General features: G+C 70.1%; 13 protein-coding genes and 2 pseudogenes. 12 read left to right on the top strand and 3 right to left on the bottom strand.

Translation table 11 applies throughout. The annotated features are described in order from the left end of the window. Positions 1-105: 105 nt before the first annotated feature. From PCA76_RS25915 to PCA76_RS25895, 5 genes are all read left to right on the top strand, one after another. The gene (locus PCA76_RS25915) at positions 106-846 is read left to right on the top strand and encodes a hypothetical protein (RefSeq protein ID WP_272613042.1); all 741 of its coding nucleotides are present in this window, start codon (positions 106-108) and stop codon (positions 844-846) included. A 123-nt stretch (positions 847-969) separates the two neighbouring features. Next, complete coding sequence (locus PCA76_RS25910) at positions 970-1,794, top strand: ComEA family DNA-binding protein (protein WP_272613041.1); 825 nt, start codon at positions 970-972, stop codon at positions 1,792-1,794. Then, positions 1,791-4,187, top strand: a complete 2,397-nt coding sequence (locus tag PCA76_RS25905) for a ComEC/Rec2 family competence protein (RefSeq protein ID WP_272613039.1) — start codon at positions 1,791-1,793, stop codon at positions 4,185-4,187. Before PCA76_RS25910 ends, PCA76_RS25905 begins: the two co-directional genes overlap by 4 nt. A gap of 256 nt (positions 4,188-4,443) precedes the next feature. Then, the gene (gene holA, locus PCA76_RS25900; RefSeq protein ID WP_272619620.1) at positions 4,444-5,424 is read left to right on the top strand and encodes a DNA polymerase III subunit delta; all 981 of its coding nucleotides are present in this window, start codon (positions 4,444-4,446) and stop codon (positions 5,422-5,424) included. Then, entirely contained in the window at positions 5,421-5,843 is a 423-nt protein-coding gene (locus PCA76_RS25895) for a hypothetical protein (protein WP_272613038.1), read from the top strand. Before holA ends, PCA76_RS25895 begins: the two co-directional genes overlap by 4 nt. A 128-nt stretch (positions 5,844-5,971) precedes the next feature. Here PCA76_RS25895 and rpsT read toward each other — a convergent pair whose 3' ends face one another. Together rpsT and PCA76_RS25885 are read right to left on the bottom strand one after the other, a co-directional pair. After that, complete coding sequence (rpsT, locus tag PCA76_RS25890; protein WP_272613037.1) at positions 5,972-6,238, bottom strand: 30S ribosomal protein S20; 267 nt, start codon at positions 6,236-6,238, stop codon at positions 5,972-5,974. A gap of 173 nt (positions 6,239-6,411) precedes the next feature. After that, positions 6,412-7,397: pseudogene (locus PCA76_RS25885) on the bottom strand (phosphotransferase family protein). Between the two features lie 61 nt (positions 7,398-7,458). Here PCA76_RS25885 and PCA76_RS25880 point away from each other — a divergent pair. The 7 genes and pseudogenes from PCA76_RS25880 to PCA76_RS25850 all read left to right on the top strand — a co-directional run bounded on the left by PCA76_RS25880 (position 7,459) and on the right by PCA76_RS25850 (position 14,624). After that, positions 7,459-7,994: pseudogene (locus tag PCA76_RS25880) on the top strand (DUF4240 domain-containing protein). A gap of 116 nt (positions 7,995-8,110) precedes the next feature. Beyond that, the gene (gene lepA, locus PCA76_RS25875; RefSeq protein ID WP_272613036.1) at positions 8,111-9,991 is read left to right on the top strand and encodes a translation elongation factor 4; all 1,881 of its coding nucleotides are present in this window, start codon (positions 8,111-8,113) and stop codon (positions 9,989-9,991) included. Positions 9,992-10,468: 477 nt separating this feature from the next. After that, positions 10,469-10,753, top strand: coding sequence for a GlsB/YeaQ/YmgE family stress response membrane protein (locus tag PCA76_RS25870; protein WP_272613035.1), 285 nt, complete (start codon positions 10,469-10,471; stop codon positions 10,751-10,753). Between the two features lie 257 nt (positions 10,754-11,010). Further along, positions 11,011-11,295, top strand: coding sequence for a GlsB/YeaQ/YmgE family stress response membrane protein (locus tag PCA76_RS25865; protein ID WP_272613034.1), 285 nt, complete (start codon positions 11,011-11,013; stop codon positions 11,293-11,295). Positions 11,296-11,527: 232 nt separating this feature from the next. Continuing rightward, a complete protein-coding gene (locus PCA76_RS25860) occupies positions 11,528-12,814 on the top strand; it encodes a sugar ABC transporter substrate-binding protein (protein ID WP_272613032.1) in 1,287 nt (428 codons plus the stop codon). Further along, the gene (locus tag PCA76_RS25855) at positions 12,811-13,797 is read left to right on the top strand and encodes a carbohydrate ABC transporter permease (RefSeq protein ID WP_336298022.1); all 987 of its coding nucleotides are present in this window, start codon (positions 12,811-12,813) and stop codon (positions 13,795-13,797) included. Before PCA76_RS25860 ends, PCA76_RS25855 begins: the two co-directional genes overlap by 4 nt. Next, positions 13,794-14,624 carry a carbohydrate ABC transporter permease gene (locus tag PCA76_RS25850; protein WP_272613029.1) on the top strand — a complete coding sequence of 277 codons (831 nt, stop codon included), beginning with the start codon at positions 13,794-13,796 and terminating at the stop codon, positions 14,622-14,624. Before PCA76_RS25855 ends, PCA76_RS25850 begins: the two co-directional genes overlap by 4 nt. A 24-nt stretch (positions 14,625-14,648) precedes the next feature. Here the strand turns inward: PCA76_RS25850 and PCA76_RS25845 are convergent, their stop codons facing one another. Further along, positions 14,649-15,431: a MerR family transcriptional regulator gene (locus PCA76_RS25845; RefSeq protein ID WP_272613028.1), complete on the bottom strand. Its 783-nt coding sequence runs from the start codon at positions 15,429-15,431 to the stop codon at positions 14,649-14,651. Positions 15,432-15,444: the final 13 nt, after the last annotated feature.

The following is a 15,444-nucleotide window of genomic DNA, read 5'->3' as shown; positions in this document are numbered from 1 at the left end:
CGGCCCTGGTGGTCTGTCCACCGGTGCCGGCGCCACTTTCCTCGGCAGGGGCCTTTGCCTACCGGGCCTACTCTGCTGCCCATGAGGCCTCGCGGTGGTCGTCGATTGATCAACCCGCTTGGCCTGGTGTATCTGGCGGTGTTCACCGTCGCCGGGGCGATCGGTGCCCTGGCGGGAACAACCTGGATTCGAGCCGACAGCGTCGCGGTGCCGGGCACCCTGCTGTGGTGCGTTTCTCTGATGGTGGCGGTGCTGGTGGCCTCGCCGCCTCCCCGAATGATCATGCTGTCGGTGGCCTGGGTGGTCAGTCCCCTCCTCATGTTCGTGGCTGCCGAGGGACTGTGCTCGGTGGTGCTCGCGCAACGCGGTGAACGGGTCGTGGCAACCGTCATCGCTGTGCGAGACGGCACGGAGAAAGGTCGCCACCTCTACTACACCCTCGCCGATCCGCGCGATCAGCGAATTCCGGGGGAACTGGGGCTGTGGCCGGGGAGCAGCATTGGTGCCTCGGGCAACCCGGAAGGGGCAGTGGGGCAACGCGTCACGGTGGTGCGGGACCCCCAGGGACTGGTCGATCCGCGCCTGCCCGAGGAGGTCGCCGACAACGAGGGCGCCTTCATCATCGGACCGGGCGTCTTCGTCGTTGTCGCCGTGCTCTGCATGCTGGCCGGGCGGCCCCTGAACGACGACGGCGGAACGGCCCACTCGCGCCGTCGCCGACGACCAGCCAAACGCTCTGCTGCCACAACCGGCACTCGACCACGGCGAAAGCGCCGTCGGGGTAAGAGTGATCACCGCTCCTCCGGCGGTGCGCAGGTGGAGCCCTCGCCCCGCCCGGACTCCTGAACCACGGGCCGTTTTCTATAGCAGATCGAGGCTTGATCAGGGCGTTGTCCACAGTGGTGAGGGTTGTCCACAGGGCAGCGCCGCCACACCCCACCGTCCCGACCGTCGCCATAGCGTCGCCCTGTGTCGCACGACGAGGAGACAGAGGTACGCCAGCGCCTGCGCCGTCTGACGGACCCACCGGTGGGTGTGCCGCCACCTACGGCAGGGGCGCCGCTCGTGGACGTGCCGCTGGTTGACGCGCTACCGCCCCGGGTTGGTGTGCCGCTCACCGAGCCGGGCGCGGGCGTACCCGTTGCAGCGGAAGGCATCGCGGCCTCACGGCTGCCCGGGCCTGGGGCGTTCGACCCCGGTCGGCGCGGCGTACGGGCGCTGGCGGTCGTCGCCGTGGTGGTCGTGGTGGTCGCCGCTGGTTGGGCCTGGCGGTCCAGGCCGCACGCGGAGCCGGTCGCCCCGCTGGCCAGCGCGGCAACGCCGGCCGCCTCGCCGGGCGACTCCAGCTCGCCCGGCGGGGGAGAGCTGGTGGTGGCGGTCGCGGGCAAGGTGCGCCGGCCCGGGCTGGTGCGGTTGCCGGCCGGGGCCCGCCTCGCCGACGCGGTGCAGGCGGCCGGGGGCGCGCTGCCCGGGGTCGACGTGGCACTGCTCAATCCCGCCCGCAAGGTCACTGACGGCGAGCTGATCGTGGTCGGGGTGACGCCGCCGCCGGTGCCGGGCGGTGCGGCCGGGCCGGCGGCGGGTGGGGTGGCACCCGCCGCCGGGCCGCTGAATCTCAACACCGCCACGCTCGCGCAGCTCGACACGCTGCCCGGGGTCGGGCCGGTGCTCGCCCAACGGATCCTCACCCACCGGGATCAGCACGGCGGGTTCAAGTCCGTTGGCGACCTGCGCCAGGTCGACGGGATCGGCGACGCACGCTACGAGCAACTCAAAGACCTGGTGACGGTGTGAGCGGGTCCGCTGTACCCCCGCAGGCCACCCGAGCGGAGCCTGCACCGCCGGATCTGCGGCTCTCCGGGCTGGCCGTGGCCGTCTGGCTCACGGCGCTCGCCGGCCTGCACCTCGGCAGCCGCCCGCTCCTGCTGGTGGCCGGGGCGGCGGCCTTCCTGACGGCATGCAGTGCCCTGCACCTGCTGGGCCACCTCGGCCGTCCTCGGGCCGCTGCCCGCCGTTACGGCTGGATCGCCGTCGCGGTCGGCCTCGGCGTGGTCTGCGGCGGCGCGGCCACCGCCGCCCGGCTCGCCGTCCGGGACGCACCGCCGATCCGTGCCCTGGCCGAGCAACGCGCGCCGGTCACCGCCGACCTGATCGTTCGGGACGATCCGCGCCCGATCCGTTCCGCCGGGCGACCGGGCATGCTGCTGGTGTCGACCGAGTTGGTCCGGCTCACCGGCCCGGACGGCCGGCGGGTCCGGGCACCGGTGCGGCTGCTGACCCTGGCCACCGATCCGGCTTGGCGTGGACTGTTGCCGGGGCAGCGCGTCACCGCCGACGGCCGACTCGGCGTACCGCGCGGAGGTGATCTCACCGCGGCGGTGCTCAGCACCACCGGCCCACCCGTGCGGCACGGTGTGCCCTCCTGGGCGCAGCGCGCCGCCGGGACGCTGCGTGTCGGGCTGCAACGGGCCTGCGGGCCGCTTCCCGACAAGCCGGGTGGTCTGCTCCCCGGGCTGGTGGTGGGCGACACCAGTCGGCTGCCACCCGAAGTCGAGGAAGACTTCCGGGCTACCGGAATGACACACCTCAATGCTGTTTCCGGATCGAACGTCGCAATTGTGGTAGGCGCGGTGCTGCTGTTGGCCCGGTGGGGGCGCGCTGGCCCGTGGCTCGCCGCCGGACTCTGCGGGTTGGCGCTGGTCGGCTTCGTCATTCTGGTCCGTCCGTCCCCGAGTGTCGTACGGGCCGCCACGATGGGGGCGATCGGGCTCGCCGCGCTGGCTGCCGGCCGCCCCCGGGCCGCGCTGCCCGCGTTGGCTGCCGCCGTCACCGTGCTGGTGCTGGCCGATCCGGAGCTGGCCGGCGATCCCGGCTTCGCGCTCTCCGTCATGGCCACCGGCGGTCTGTTGCTGCTCGCACCCCGCTGGCGGGACGGGCTGCGGCGGAGGGGCGTACCGGCTGGGCTGGCCGAGGCGTTGGCCGTGCCGGCGGCGGCGCAACTGGCCTGCGGGCCGGTCGGCGCGGGCATCTCCGGCACGGTCAGTCTGGTGGCTGTGCCGGCCAACCTGCTGGCGGTGCCGGCCATCGCACCGGCGACCGTGCTGGGCGTGGCAGCGGCCATGGTGTCCCCGATCTGGCCGGCCGGTGCCGAGTTCGCCGCGTGGCTGGCGAGCTGGCCGGCCTGGTGGCTGGTGGTCATCGCCCAGCAGGGCGCTCGACTGCCGGCCGGCAATCTGCCCTGGCCGGGCGGGGTGTTGGGGGCACTGCTGCTTGCCGGGCTGACCGTGGCGCTGCTGATCGCGGTGCGACGACCACTCGTACGCCGGCTGGTGGCGGTGGTGGGTGTCGGCGCGCTGCTGGGCTCCCTCCCGGTCCGGCTGATTGCTTCCGGCTGGCCACCCTCCGGTTGGGTGGTGGTGGCCTGCGCGGTGGGCCAGGGCGACGCCCTGGTGCTGCCGGTCGCCCCGGGCCGGGCGGTGGTCGTGGACGCCGGGCCCGAGCCGGGGGCGGTGGACGGGTGCCTACGTCGGCTCGGCGTCCGGGAGGTGCCGCTGCTGGTGGTCAGCCATTTCCACGCGGACCACGTGGGCGGGGTCGCCGGGGTGTTCCGGGGGCGGCGGGTGGGCGCGGTGCTGACGCCGCCATCGACCGATCTGGAGAGCGGCCGGGAGTTGGTCCGGGCAGCGGCGGCCGGTGGACGGGCCGCGCTGTTGACCACCGTGGCCGGCGCTCGCCATCCAGTGGGCGGGGTCGACCTGCTGGTGCTCGGCCCGCCGTACCCGCTGGCCGGGACCAGGTCCGACCCGAACAACAACTCGCTGGTGCTGCTCGCCACGGTGGCCGGTGTACGGATCCTGCTGTCGGGGGACGCGGAGACCGAGGAGCAGCACGCGATGCTGGCGCGGGCGGCACCCGGGCAGCTACGGGCGGACGTGTTGAAGGTCGCCCACCACGGTTCGGCGTATCAGGACCCGGGCTTCCTCGACGCGGTGAGGCCGGCCGTCGCGCTGGTGCCGGTGGGCACCGGTAACACCTACGGGCACCCAAATCCGGGGTTGCTCGCTCGGCTGAGCAGGGGAGGAACGCGGGTGCTGCGCACCGACACCGATGGTGACCTGGCGGCGATCCGGGCCGGCGGCGGCCTGGCCGTGGTCCGCCGAGGGATCCCACCGGGCCGACAATCCTGATCGACTCGGGATCGTTGACCTCGGGGTATCAGCGACGGTCTGATGCCGCGATTTCGCTGATCTCGTGCGGATCAAGCGAGGGGTCTTCGTGAACCGGTCGGTCGGACGTCGAGCCAGCCTCACATGGGCCCTATTAATTGGGCGACTCACGAATTAAATGGTGAATTGAGATTAATGTCTGGATTTGCACTGAGTGCGGGCTGCGCCGACCAAGCAGCGAATGAGCAGGCACGATCCCGCCGTGGGCCGTGCGAATATGGGCGGCGTGACCCCCGCCAGCCTCGCCCCCATTCTGCTCGTCCTCGGTGACGAGGAGCTGCTCGCCACGCGCGCGGTCACCGAAGCTGTCGCGAAGGTCCGCAGCGTCGACCCCGAGGTGGACGTCCGCGAGTACCAGGCGAGTGCGCTCACCGTCGGCGAGATCGCCGAGATGCTCAGCCCCTCACTGTTCGGCGGGCGTCGCCTGCTGATCCTGCGCTCCGGTCAGGACGCCCGCAAAGATCTGGTCGCCGCGCTGGTGGCGTACGCCAAGAACCCCGACCCTGAGGTCCAGTTGCTGGTGTTGCACCTGGGCGGAGCCAAGGGCAAGGCGTTCGCCGACGGTCTGCGGGCGGCCGGCGCGACTGTGGTCCCGGCGGCCAAGCTCAAAGGGCACCGCGACCGGGTGGCCTTCGTTCGTGACGAGATCCGCCGAGCCGGCGGCAAGTGCACCGACGACTCCGCCGAGGCGCTGATCGCCGCAGTCGGTAACGACCTGCGCGAGCTGGCCGCCGCCTGTTCCCAACTGATCGCCGACACCGACGGGCGGATCAGCGCCGACACGGTGAGCCGTTACTACCGGGGCCGGGTCGAGGTGACCGGCTTCACGGTGGCGGACGCCACCATGGTCGGCGACGTGCCGGCGGCGCTGGAGGCGCTGCGCTGGGCCCTGCACGTCGGGGTCGACCCGGTGCCCATCGCCGACGCCCTGGCCGACGGAGTGCGCACGGTGGCCCGGGTGGCGTCGGCCGGGCGGGGTAACCCGTACCAGCTGGCCAGCAGCCTCGGCATGCCCGCCTGGAAGATCGAACGAGCGCAGCGACAGGGGCGCGGCTGGACGCCGGAGGGCCTGGTCCGAGCCATGCAGGTCGCCGCCGAGTGCAACGCGGCCGTCAAGGGCGGCTCCGACGACCGGGCGTACGCCCTGGAGCGCGCGGTCTTCTCGGTCGCGGCGGCCCGGCAGGGCAGCGCCAGGTGACGGGAGCGAACCGCCCAGTGTGGGCCACCATCCCCGTCGACGAGGAGCGTTTCCGACCGCTCTACGCCCGACTCCTGGGCCTGCGGTTCGTCAACCCCGGCGGCGTGCTGTGCTTCCTCTTCTTCGAGGGCACCATCGCCCTGGCGGTGCTGCTCGCCCTCGCCGAGCTGGTCACCTGGTGGGCGGTGCTGGTGCTGCCCGCCGTGGTGGCGGCGATGGTCAAGCTCAACGACATGGTGGCCGCGATCGTGGTCCGTTCCGCCGCACTCGTACCCGAGCAGGAACGGGACCGTTTTCGCCGGCAGATGGAACCGGCGGTCGGCCGCGCCCAGGTGGAGTGGATCTCGCACAGCGTCACCGGCGTGGTGATCACCGCCGATCCGGTGCCACACGCCCGCCGCGCCGAGCCATCAGACTGAGCGCCCGACCCATCCGGCTGAGCGCCGAGGTTGGCGGACATCCCTGCGCAGCTGCCGTCAGCCTGCGGGCACACGGAAGCCCCGGACCGAGGTCCGGGGCTTTCCGAATCAGTCTGACGATGTAGTCGTCAGACTGAGAGCGACACCACGCGCTTCGCGATCGCGGACTTGCGGTTCGCGGCCTGGTTGGAGTGGATCACGCCCTTGCTGACGGCCTTGTCCAGCTTGCGCGAGGCGTCCTGCATGAGCGCGGTGGCCTTCTCGACGTCACCGGCCTCAGCAGCCTCGTTGAACTTCCGGACGGCGGTCTTCAGCGACGACTTGACCGACTTGTTGCGCAGCCGGGCCTTCTCGTTCTGCCGGTTGCGCTTGATCTGGGACTTGATGTTCGCCACGCGACAGCCTCGTCTTGATAGCTCGGGTTGGTCAGCTTATGCGCGGCATGACGAACATGCGTCATCGCTGCGCGAAGAGCCAGGTTACCAGGTCGCCCGGGACGAGCCAAAACGGCTCGGTCTCCGCGCGGACGGACCCGGCCCGTCAGGGACCAGATTACGCCCTCGGCCGTTCAGCGCCAGCCCTGGCGGTGGGCCAGCCAGTCGAGTGCCTGCTCGCCGCTCCACCGCTGGTGGGCGGGCAGGTGCGGTGAGGCCGTCGGCGGTGCCGCCGCGGCACCGGTGAGGTAGTAGCCAGCCAGCGCCGCCAGGGTCGCGTCCAGCGCGTCCGGGGGTGCGCCCACGGTCGCCGGGTGCGCGGTGAAGAGCCGGTCCGCGTCCAGCCCGCTGGCGTACGCGGTGAGCAGCAGGCCCGCCAGGTCGAACCAGGCCGGCCCGGAGCAGACCCAGGTCCAGTCGCAGAACCAGGCTCGGCCGTCCGCGTCGATCAGCACGTTGTCGACCCGCAGGTCACCGTGGATCAGGCTGGTCGCCCCGGCGGCGTACCGGGGGAGGCGGGACTCCAACGCCACCAACTCGGGGAGCCGGCCCTGTACCGGAGCGGGCAGCGGTGGGGTCGGCTCGCGGTCGGCGGCGACCTCCTCCCACCAGAGGATGTCCGACCGGGCCAGGTCGGCCAGGTGCGGCAGACCGAGGGCGGTCAGCTCGGCGGGCGGGTCGGCCAGGGCGGCGGCGATCTCCGCGTACCCGGCAAGGGTGGCGTTCAACTCGGCGGGCACCCAGGGCAGGCGCGGGGTGTGGCCGTCGACGGCGTCGGTGCAGAGCACGAACCAGCCAGCCTCGTACAGGGTCCACCGGGGGCGGGGCGCCGGCAGGTCGGCCGGCAGCCGATCGAGGATCGCGGCCTCTCGGGCGTACCAGTCGACCAGGTGCGGTTGCTCGGCGGCGGGTGCCGCCTTGACGAAGGCCCGACCACCGTCGGCGGTGCCGAGCACGGCGGCGAACCCCGGGTGAAGCCCGCCCCCGCGACCCGGGCGGTGACCACCGGCGCGCCGAGCCGTTCGGCGACCGCGGCCCGCAGCGCCGCCGGCAACGCCGGCCACGACGGGCGCAGCGCGCTCGCGTGGTACGGCACCGGCGGCAGCGTGGGAGGAGACACCCCACCATGCTGCCCCGGGGTACGTGCGCGACGCACGGCGACACTGCCAGACTGCCAAGCCATGAGGACCGAGGACTTCTGGCAGCTGATCGACGAGGCTCGGGCCGGCGGCGGGGAGAGCCCGGCCCGGTCGCCGCGCGGGCCGTCGCGCTGCTCGCCGAGCGCGACCCGGAGGACATCGTCGGGTACGCCCGGCATCAGACGCGAGTGCTGGCCGCCTCCCACAAGGCGGATCTGTGGGGTGCGGCGTATCTGATCAACGGTGGCGCCTCGGCGGACGGCTTCGAACACTTCCGGGGCTGGTTGATGACCCAGGGCCGGGCGGTGTTCGCACGAGCGGTCACCGAACCGGACTCGCTGGCTGAATTGCCCCAGGTGCGGGCGGCCTCGCTCAGCGGTGAGGAGTTCTCCGCCGAGCAGATGCTGTCGGTGCCGTGGGACGCGTACCGCAAGGCCACCGCGACCGAACTGCCGGCGGACCGCGACCCGGTGCGTACGCCGGACCTCAACGACTTCTGGGACTTCGACGACGAGGAGGAGGCGCGTCGTCGGCTGCCCCGGCTGGCCGCGCTCTTCGTCGAGCCGCCGATGGAGTGAGGGGTCCTCGGGCCGATCCGTCGCCCGCGCAGCCGACGCACCCCGGCGGCGTGGGAACATAGAGGGGGTCGGCGGCGCGCCGGCCTGTTCACGTCAGCCGACCAGAACGGACCGCTGTGCCACCGAAGCTCGATCCCGGCGCGAATGCTCCTGGTGCCACCGACCCCGGTCGCCTCCGGAACTTCGGCATCATCGCCCACATCGACCACGGAAAGTCGACCCTGGCCGACCGGATGCTGCAGCTCACCGGTGTGGTCGACCCCCGGCAGATGCGCGCCCAGTACCTGGACCGGATGGACATCGAGCGCGAGCGCGGCATCACCATCAAGAGCCAGGCCGTCCGCATGCCGTGGACCATCCGCGAGGGTGAGCGGGCCGGCGAGCAAGCGGTGCTCAACATGATCGACACCCCGGGGCACGTCGACTTCACCTACGAGGTGTCCCGGTCGCTGGCCGCCTGCGAGGGCGCCGTGCTGCTGGTCGACGCCGCGCAGGGCATCGAGGCGCAGACCCTGGCCAACCTCTACCTGGCGCTCGAGAACGACCTGCGCATCATCCCGGTGCTCAACAAGATCGACCTGCCGGCCGCCCAGCCGGAGAAGTACGCCGAGGAGTTGGCCCACCTGATCGGCGGCGACCCCGCCGACTGCATCCGGGTCTCCGGCAAGACCGGCGAAGGCGTCCCATACCTGCTCGACGAGATCGTCCGGCAGTTCATTCCGCCGGTCGGCGACGCCGAGGCGCCCGCCCGGGCGATGATCTTCGATTCGGTGTACGACGTCTACCGCGGCGTCGTCACGTACGTCCGGGTCATCGACGGCCGGATCAGCGCCCGGGACCGGATCAAGATGATGTCCACCGGGGCCGTGCACGAGCTGCTGGAGATCGGCGTCATCTCGCCCGAGATGGTGAAGGCCGACGCGCTCGGCGTCGGCGAGGTCGGCTACCTGATCACCGGCGTGAAGGACGTCCGGCAATCCCGGGTCGGTGACACGGTCACCATCAACAGCCGGCCGGCGGCCAAGGCGTTGGGTGGCTACAAGGACCCGCAGCCGATGGTCTACTCCGGCCTCTACCCGATCGACGGGTCCGACTACCCCAACCTGCGTGAGGCTCTGGACAAGCTCAAGCTCAACGACGCCGCCCTGGACTACGAGCCGGAGACCTCCGGTGCGCTCGGCTTCGGCTTCCGCTGCGGCTTCCTCGGCCTGCTCCACCTGGAGATCATCCGGGAGCGGCTGGAGCGTGAGTACAACCTCGACCTGATCTCCACCGCGCCGAACGTCGTCTACCGGGCGATCACGGACGACGGCGAGGAGATCGTCGTGACGAACCCGAGCGAGTACCCCACCGGCAAGATCGCCGAGGTGTACGAGCCGGTGGTGCGGGCCACCGTGTTGACGCCCAACGACTACGTGGGCGCGGTGATGGAGCTCTGCCAGGGCCGGCGCGGCAGCCTGCTGGGCATGGACTACCTCTCCGCCGACCGGGTGGAGCTGCGCTACACCCTGCCTCTCGCGGAGATCATCTACGACTTCTTCGACCAGTTGAAGAGCCGTACCAAGGGCTACGCCTCGCTCGACTACGAGCCCACCACCGAGCAGGCGTCCGACCTGGTGAAGGTCGACATCCTGCTGCACGGCGAGCCGGTGGACGCATTCAGCGCCATCGTGCACAAGGACAAGGCGTACAACTACGGCGTCACCATCGCCGCCAAGCTGCGCACCCTGATCCCGCGTCAGCAGTTCGAGGTGCCGATCCAGGCGGCCATCGGCAGCCGCGTCATCGCCCGGGAGACCATTCGGGCGATCCGCAAGGACGTGCTCGCCAAGTGCTACGGCGGTGACATCAGCCGTAAGCGCAAGCTGCTGGAGAAGCAGAAGGAAGGCAAGAAGCGGATGAAGATGGTGGGCCGGGTCGAGGTGCCGCAGGAGGCCTTCATCGCCGCCCTCTCCTCCGACTCCACCACCGACGGCAAGGCCGCCGGAAAGAAGTAGTTCCCGGCGCCCGGCCCCGCCGGGCGTGGCCAAGATCCGCGCAGTTTCAGGGAAAGTGCTGCCTTGAGTCGTCTTGAGGCAGCAGTTTCCCTGAAGTTGCGCGGATCTTGCGCGTGTCAGCGGTGCGGGCCCCGGCCCGCATTGTCCTGACCTGCCTTGTCTCGGTCTGCTGGCCCCGGCCGGCCTGTCCCGGCAGGCCCCGTCCGGTCTGTGAACCCGTCGTGGTTGCTGGCTGGGTGGCGCAACCGTGGGGGGCGGGAAATTTTTTTGGTGCCCTCGTGGGGTGGATGGGCCGGCGAGATGGGCTCCCACCTGTGTCGATGTGCTCCCGCGCCAACCGACGCACCCGTCAGCCATTGATGCTGGGCGTTGTCTTTTGAGGTGAGTCGGTTTGGGTTTTCTGCCGGCCGGGCACTTAGCGGTCACGACAGGAAGCGCACACATCGTGTGTCAGACATTCTTTGAAGGAGGGTGGCCGTGGAGCTCACCGTGTGGGGCATCATCACTGCGATCGTTGTTGGTCTGATCGTCGGCGCGCTCGGCCGCCTGGTTGTTCCGGGCCGGCAGAACATGCCGATCTGGCTGCACATGCTGATCGGTGTCGGCGCGGCCCTGCTGGGCACCGTGCTGGCGCGGGCCATCGGCATCGCGACCGAGACGAACGGCGTCGACTGGGGCGAGCTGCTGGTTCAGGTCGTCCTGGCGGCGATCGCGGTCGCGCTGGTGGCTGGCGTGGGTGGCCGCCGCCGCGTGACCCGGTAACACCAAGCACCAACCCCGTACCACCGCGACACCTCGATGGGCGCCCGGCCGACAGGCCGGGCGCCCATCGGCGTTCCTCCCCGCCAACCCGGGTTCGGTGGTGAGCGGCGACGGCCGGTGGTACGTGTGCTTGTTGGCCAAGTCGTGATCGTTTGGTGCGCGGAGTCGGTTTGGATTTCCGCTGGGTCGGGCAATTAGCGGTCACGACAGGAAGCACACACAACGTGTGTCAGACATTTTTATGAAGGAGGGTGGCCGTGGAGCTCACCGTGTGGGGCATCATCACTGCGATCGTTGTTGGTCTCATTGTCGGCGCGCTCGGCCGCCTGGTCGTTCCGGGCCGGCAGAACATGCCGATCTGGCTGCACCTGCTGATCGGTGTCGGCGCGGCCCTGCTGGGCACGGTGCTGGCGCGGGCCATCGGCATCGCCACCGAGACCAACGGCGTGGACTGGGCCGAGTTGCTGGTGCAGGTCGTCGTGGCCGCGATCGCGGTCGCGCTGGTGGCGGGCGTTGGTCGCCGCCGCAGCGTCACCCGATAACGACCCAGCATCACCTGGCAAGACAGCACTACTGAAAGAGCGCCCGGCCATCGGCCGGGCGCTCTTTCGTGCCGAAGTGCCCAACTTCGCCCCGACGCCACGGCGCGGTCCGTCGGGGCTCTGCGGTACGGTCGCCACGCTTCGGCCAGTCCCGCCCACTGTCGTAAAGGAATTCTCCGTACTAGGGTGCGGCGGAGAAGGTTAGTTCCAAACGGCGCGAGGGAGAAGTGGCGTGAACAGGTGGAAGCGGCTGGCCCCGGTCACCGCCATGGTGGCCTCGGCCGCGATGGTGCTGACCGGCTGTGGGGGCTCCGGCGACGATGCGGCGGACGACAGCAAGCTCACGGTCTGGATGATGGGTGAGGGCGGCGAGGCACAGAACACCTTCCTCGACGGGGTCGAAACCGAGTTCCGCCAGAAGCACCCCGACACCGACGTGGTGGTGCAATACATTCCCTGGCTCGAAGCGCCCAAGAAGTTCCAGGCCGCGCTCGCCGGTGGTGAGGGCCCGGACATCACCGAGCTGGGCAACACTGAGACTCAGGGCTGGGCGGCCCAGGAGGCGCTCGCCGACGTGAGCGGTCGGATGGGCGGCTGGGCCGACGGCAAGGCCCTGCTGCCCGACCTGGTGCGCAACGCGCAGCTCGACGGCAAGCAGTACGGCGTGCCCTGGTACGCCGGTGTGCGCGCGGTCTACTACCGCACCGACTGGTTCGCCGAGGCCGGGGTGCAGCCACCGAAGACCTGGGACGACCTGGTCACCGTGGCCAAGACCGTGCAGGCGAAGAAGAAGGGCACCTACGGCATCGCCCTGCCGGGCAACTCCGAGCTGCCCTTCTACTCCTTCCTCTGGGGTGCCGGCGGCGAGATCGCCAGCAACCAGGGCGGCACCTGGAAGTCCGGCTACACCACGCCCGAGGCGCAGCGGGCCGTCAAGTTCTGGACCGACCTGGTGACCGTGCACAAGGTGGCCCCGCCAGCGGCGGCGGGCTGGAACGAGGTCGACGCCCGCACCCAGTTCGCCACCGGCAAGGCCGCGATGGCCTTCGCCGGCAGCTGGCAGCAGGGTGCCATGAAGAAGGACAACCCCGAGATCGAGAAGGTCTGGGGTACGTTCCCGATCCCCGGCCCGGACGGCAAGGCGGCACCCGGTTTCGCGGGCGGCTCGGACGTGGCGATCTGGAAGGACAGTGAGCGGCAGGACCTGGCCTGGGACTACCTGACCGTGCTGCTGAACAAGAAGAACGCGCAGAGCTTCGCGAGCAGCCTCGGTTTCTTCCCGGTCTACCAGGACCTGGTCGCCGGCGACACGTACGCCAACGACAAGGTGATGGCGGCGTTCGCCACCACCATGCAGAACACCAAGCTCACGCCGCTCACCCCGAAGTGGGTGGAGGTCAGCCGGACCAAGACGGTGACCCAGGCGATGAACAGCTCGGTGATGAAGGGTCAGAAGACGGTCGAGAAGGCTACCGCCGACGCGGCCGGTGAGATGGAAGGCATTTTGAACAGCAAGTGAGCTCACTGACAAAAGTGCCGGAGACGGCCGCCGCGCGGGAGACCCCCGTGCGGCGGCGTCGCCGAGTGGACCGCTTGCCGTACCTGCTGCTCCTGCCCGCCCTGCTGATCATCGGGGTGCTGCTGCTCTGGCCGCTCGGCCAGGTGGTGGTGATGTCCTTCTACCGGCTGAACAATGTCCGGCAACTGCGCGGCGACCGGGAGTGGCCGTGGGTGGGGCTGAGCAACTACGGCGACATCCTCTCCGATCCGTTCTTCCTGACCGTGTTGCGCAACACGGTTCTGTTCGCCGTGGCCAACGTGCTGCTCACGATGGTCCTCGGCACCCTGGTCGGGCTGCTGCTCAACCGGCTCGGTCGCAAGATGGCGACCTTCGTGGCCAGTTGCGTGATGCTCGCCTGGGCTACGCCGGCGCTGACCGGCACCATCGTCTGGAAATGGATCTTCGACGATACGAGCGGGCTCGTCACGTGGCTGTTCAACGCGCTGCCGGACGGGCTCTCCACCAGTCTGTTCGGTCGTAGCGACTGGACCGGCTACGGCTGGTTCAACTCACCACTGCTCTTCTTCGCCATCCTCACCCTGGTGGTCGTCTGGCACTCGTTCCCGTTCATCGCGGTGAGCGTGCTCGCCGGTCTCAAGAGCGTGCCGAGCGAGTTGCACGAGGCGGCCCGGGTGGATGGCGCCAGCCCGTGGCGGGTCTTCTGGAAGATCACCTTCCCGTTGCTGCGCCCGGTCTTCGGGATCCTGATCGTGCTCTCCACCATCTGGGACTTCAAGGTCTTCACCCAGCAGTTCGTCTTGGCCGGCGGCACGCAGGACCGTCCGACGTTCATGCTCGCCATCTACTCGTACGCCGAAGCTTTCTCTCCACCGCCGAAGTACGGACTCGGCGCGGCCATCGCGGTGATCCTCACGCTGATCCTGCTCGTGGTCACCGGCTTCTACGTACGGATGGTGCTCAGGCAGGAGGACGAGTCGTGAAGAAGGTCGCCCTCAATGTCGCCGGGCTGTTGGTCGCGCTCTTCGCGGCGTTCCCGGTCTACTGGATGATCTCCACCTCGCTGAAGCCGAGCAGCGAGATCTTCTCGTCCACCCCGCAGCCGGTGCCGGCCCACCCGACGCTGGAGCACTACCGGGAGATCCTGACCGGCAACCTGATCCCCGGCGTCAGCTTCTTCGACTTCTTCCTCAACAGCGCGCTGGTCGCGGTCTCCACTGTGGTGCTCAGCGGCCTGGTCGCTCTGCTCGCCGCGACCGCGGTGGCCCGGTTCCGCTTCCGGCTGCGAACCAGCTTCCTGATCATGCTGCTCGTGGTGCAGATGATTCCGCTGGAGGCGTTGGTCATCCCGCTGTTCCTGATGATCCAGCGGTTGGGTCTCTACAACACCCTGCCCAGCCTGATCCTCACGTACCTGGGCTTCTCGCTGCCGTTCGCGGTCTGGATGCTGCGGGGCTTCGTCGCCGCGGTGCCAAAGGAGCTGGAGGAGGCGGCGGCCATCGACGGGGCCAGCCGGGCCCAGACCTTCCGCCGGGTCCTCTTTCCGCTGGTCGCACCCGGCCTGGTGGCTACCAGCATCTTCTCCTTCATCACCGCGTGGAACGAACTGATCTTCGCGTTGACGTTCATCAACGACCAGGGGAGTTACACGCTGCCGGTCGCGATGACGTTCTTCTTCGGTCGGGACGACACCAACTGGGGGCCGGTGATGGCCGCGTCCACTCTGTTCACTCTGCCGGTCATCATCTTCTTCCTGCTGGTTCAGCGCCGGATGGTCTCCGGCCTGGTGGCCGGCGCCGTCAAGGGCTGAGCGGTCGGAAACGACGCCCGGCGGTCAGCCGGGGGGCGGCTTCGGCAGCCGCTCCATCCGGTTCCAACCGGACCAGCCGCGCTCGCGCATCAGCTCCCGCAGCCGCCGCACCCGCGGGTCGGACTCGACGGCAAGCGCGTCGATCAGGTCGTGCGGGAGATCGTCGTTGACCTCCTCGCCGGGAATGACCTCGCCGGCGGCGTACGCCTGCTCTGCCAGGCAGGCCATGATGTCGGCGGCCTCCGCCAGCCGCGGGTCGTCCTCCTCGTCACCGTCGAAGATCTCCGAGAGCACCCGATAGAGCCGGACGACCTGCGGATCATCGAGGTGGGCGGTCTTGCCGGGCATCCACTCGACGATGCGGTCGGGCCAGCGCGCCGCGACCAGGATCCACCCGTCCCGTTCGGCCTCCACCATCCGCTGGGACGCCCCGATGCCCCGGAGTCGGTCGAGATAGGCGGCGACCTCCGGTGGGAGGGCCAGGCTGTCCCCGGCGGTGAGCTGCGCGATGTGTCTGCGGCTGGTCTCCAGCCGTTGGATCTCGTCGCGCAGGTGGTTGTCGATGGTCCGGATCGCTTCGGCGAAGGCTGAGGCGTCGGCTTCGAGCATCCGACTGATCTGCGACAGTGGCACGCCGGCGTCGGCGAGGGTGCGGATCTTGATGAGCGACACGACTGCCGTTGCGCCGTACCGCCGGTAGCCCGAAGCGTCCCGCTCCGGCTCGGGCAGGAGTCCGATCTGGTGATAGTGCCGCACCGCCCGCACCGTGACGCCGGCGTACGCCGCGAGTTGGCCGATCGTCAGCATGCCCTGATCCTGC

Source organism: Micromonospora sp. LH3U1 (assembly GCF_028475105.1).
In the GTDB taxonomy this organism is placed as follows: Bacteria; Actinomycetota; Actinomycetes; order Mycobacteriales; family Micromonosporaceae; genus Micromonospora.
The sequence above is the reverse complement of the archived record's forward strand: the minus strand, read 5'-3'. Positions and strand labels throughout refer to the sequence as shown.

Bases quoted from the DNA above. Each gene is read 5' to 3' on its own strand.
- PCA76_RS25845 (WP_272613028.1), bottom strand. From the start codon at position 15,431: ATGCTGACGATCGGCCAACTCGCGGCGTACGCCGGCGTCACGGTGCGG.
- holA (WP_272619620.1), top strand. From the start codon at position 4,444: ATGGGCGGCGTGACCCCCGCCAGCCTCGCCCCCATTCTGCTCGTCCTC.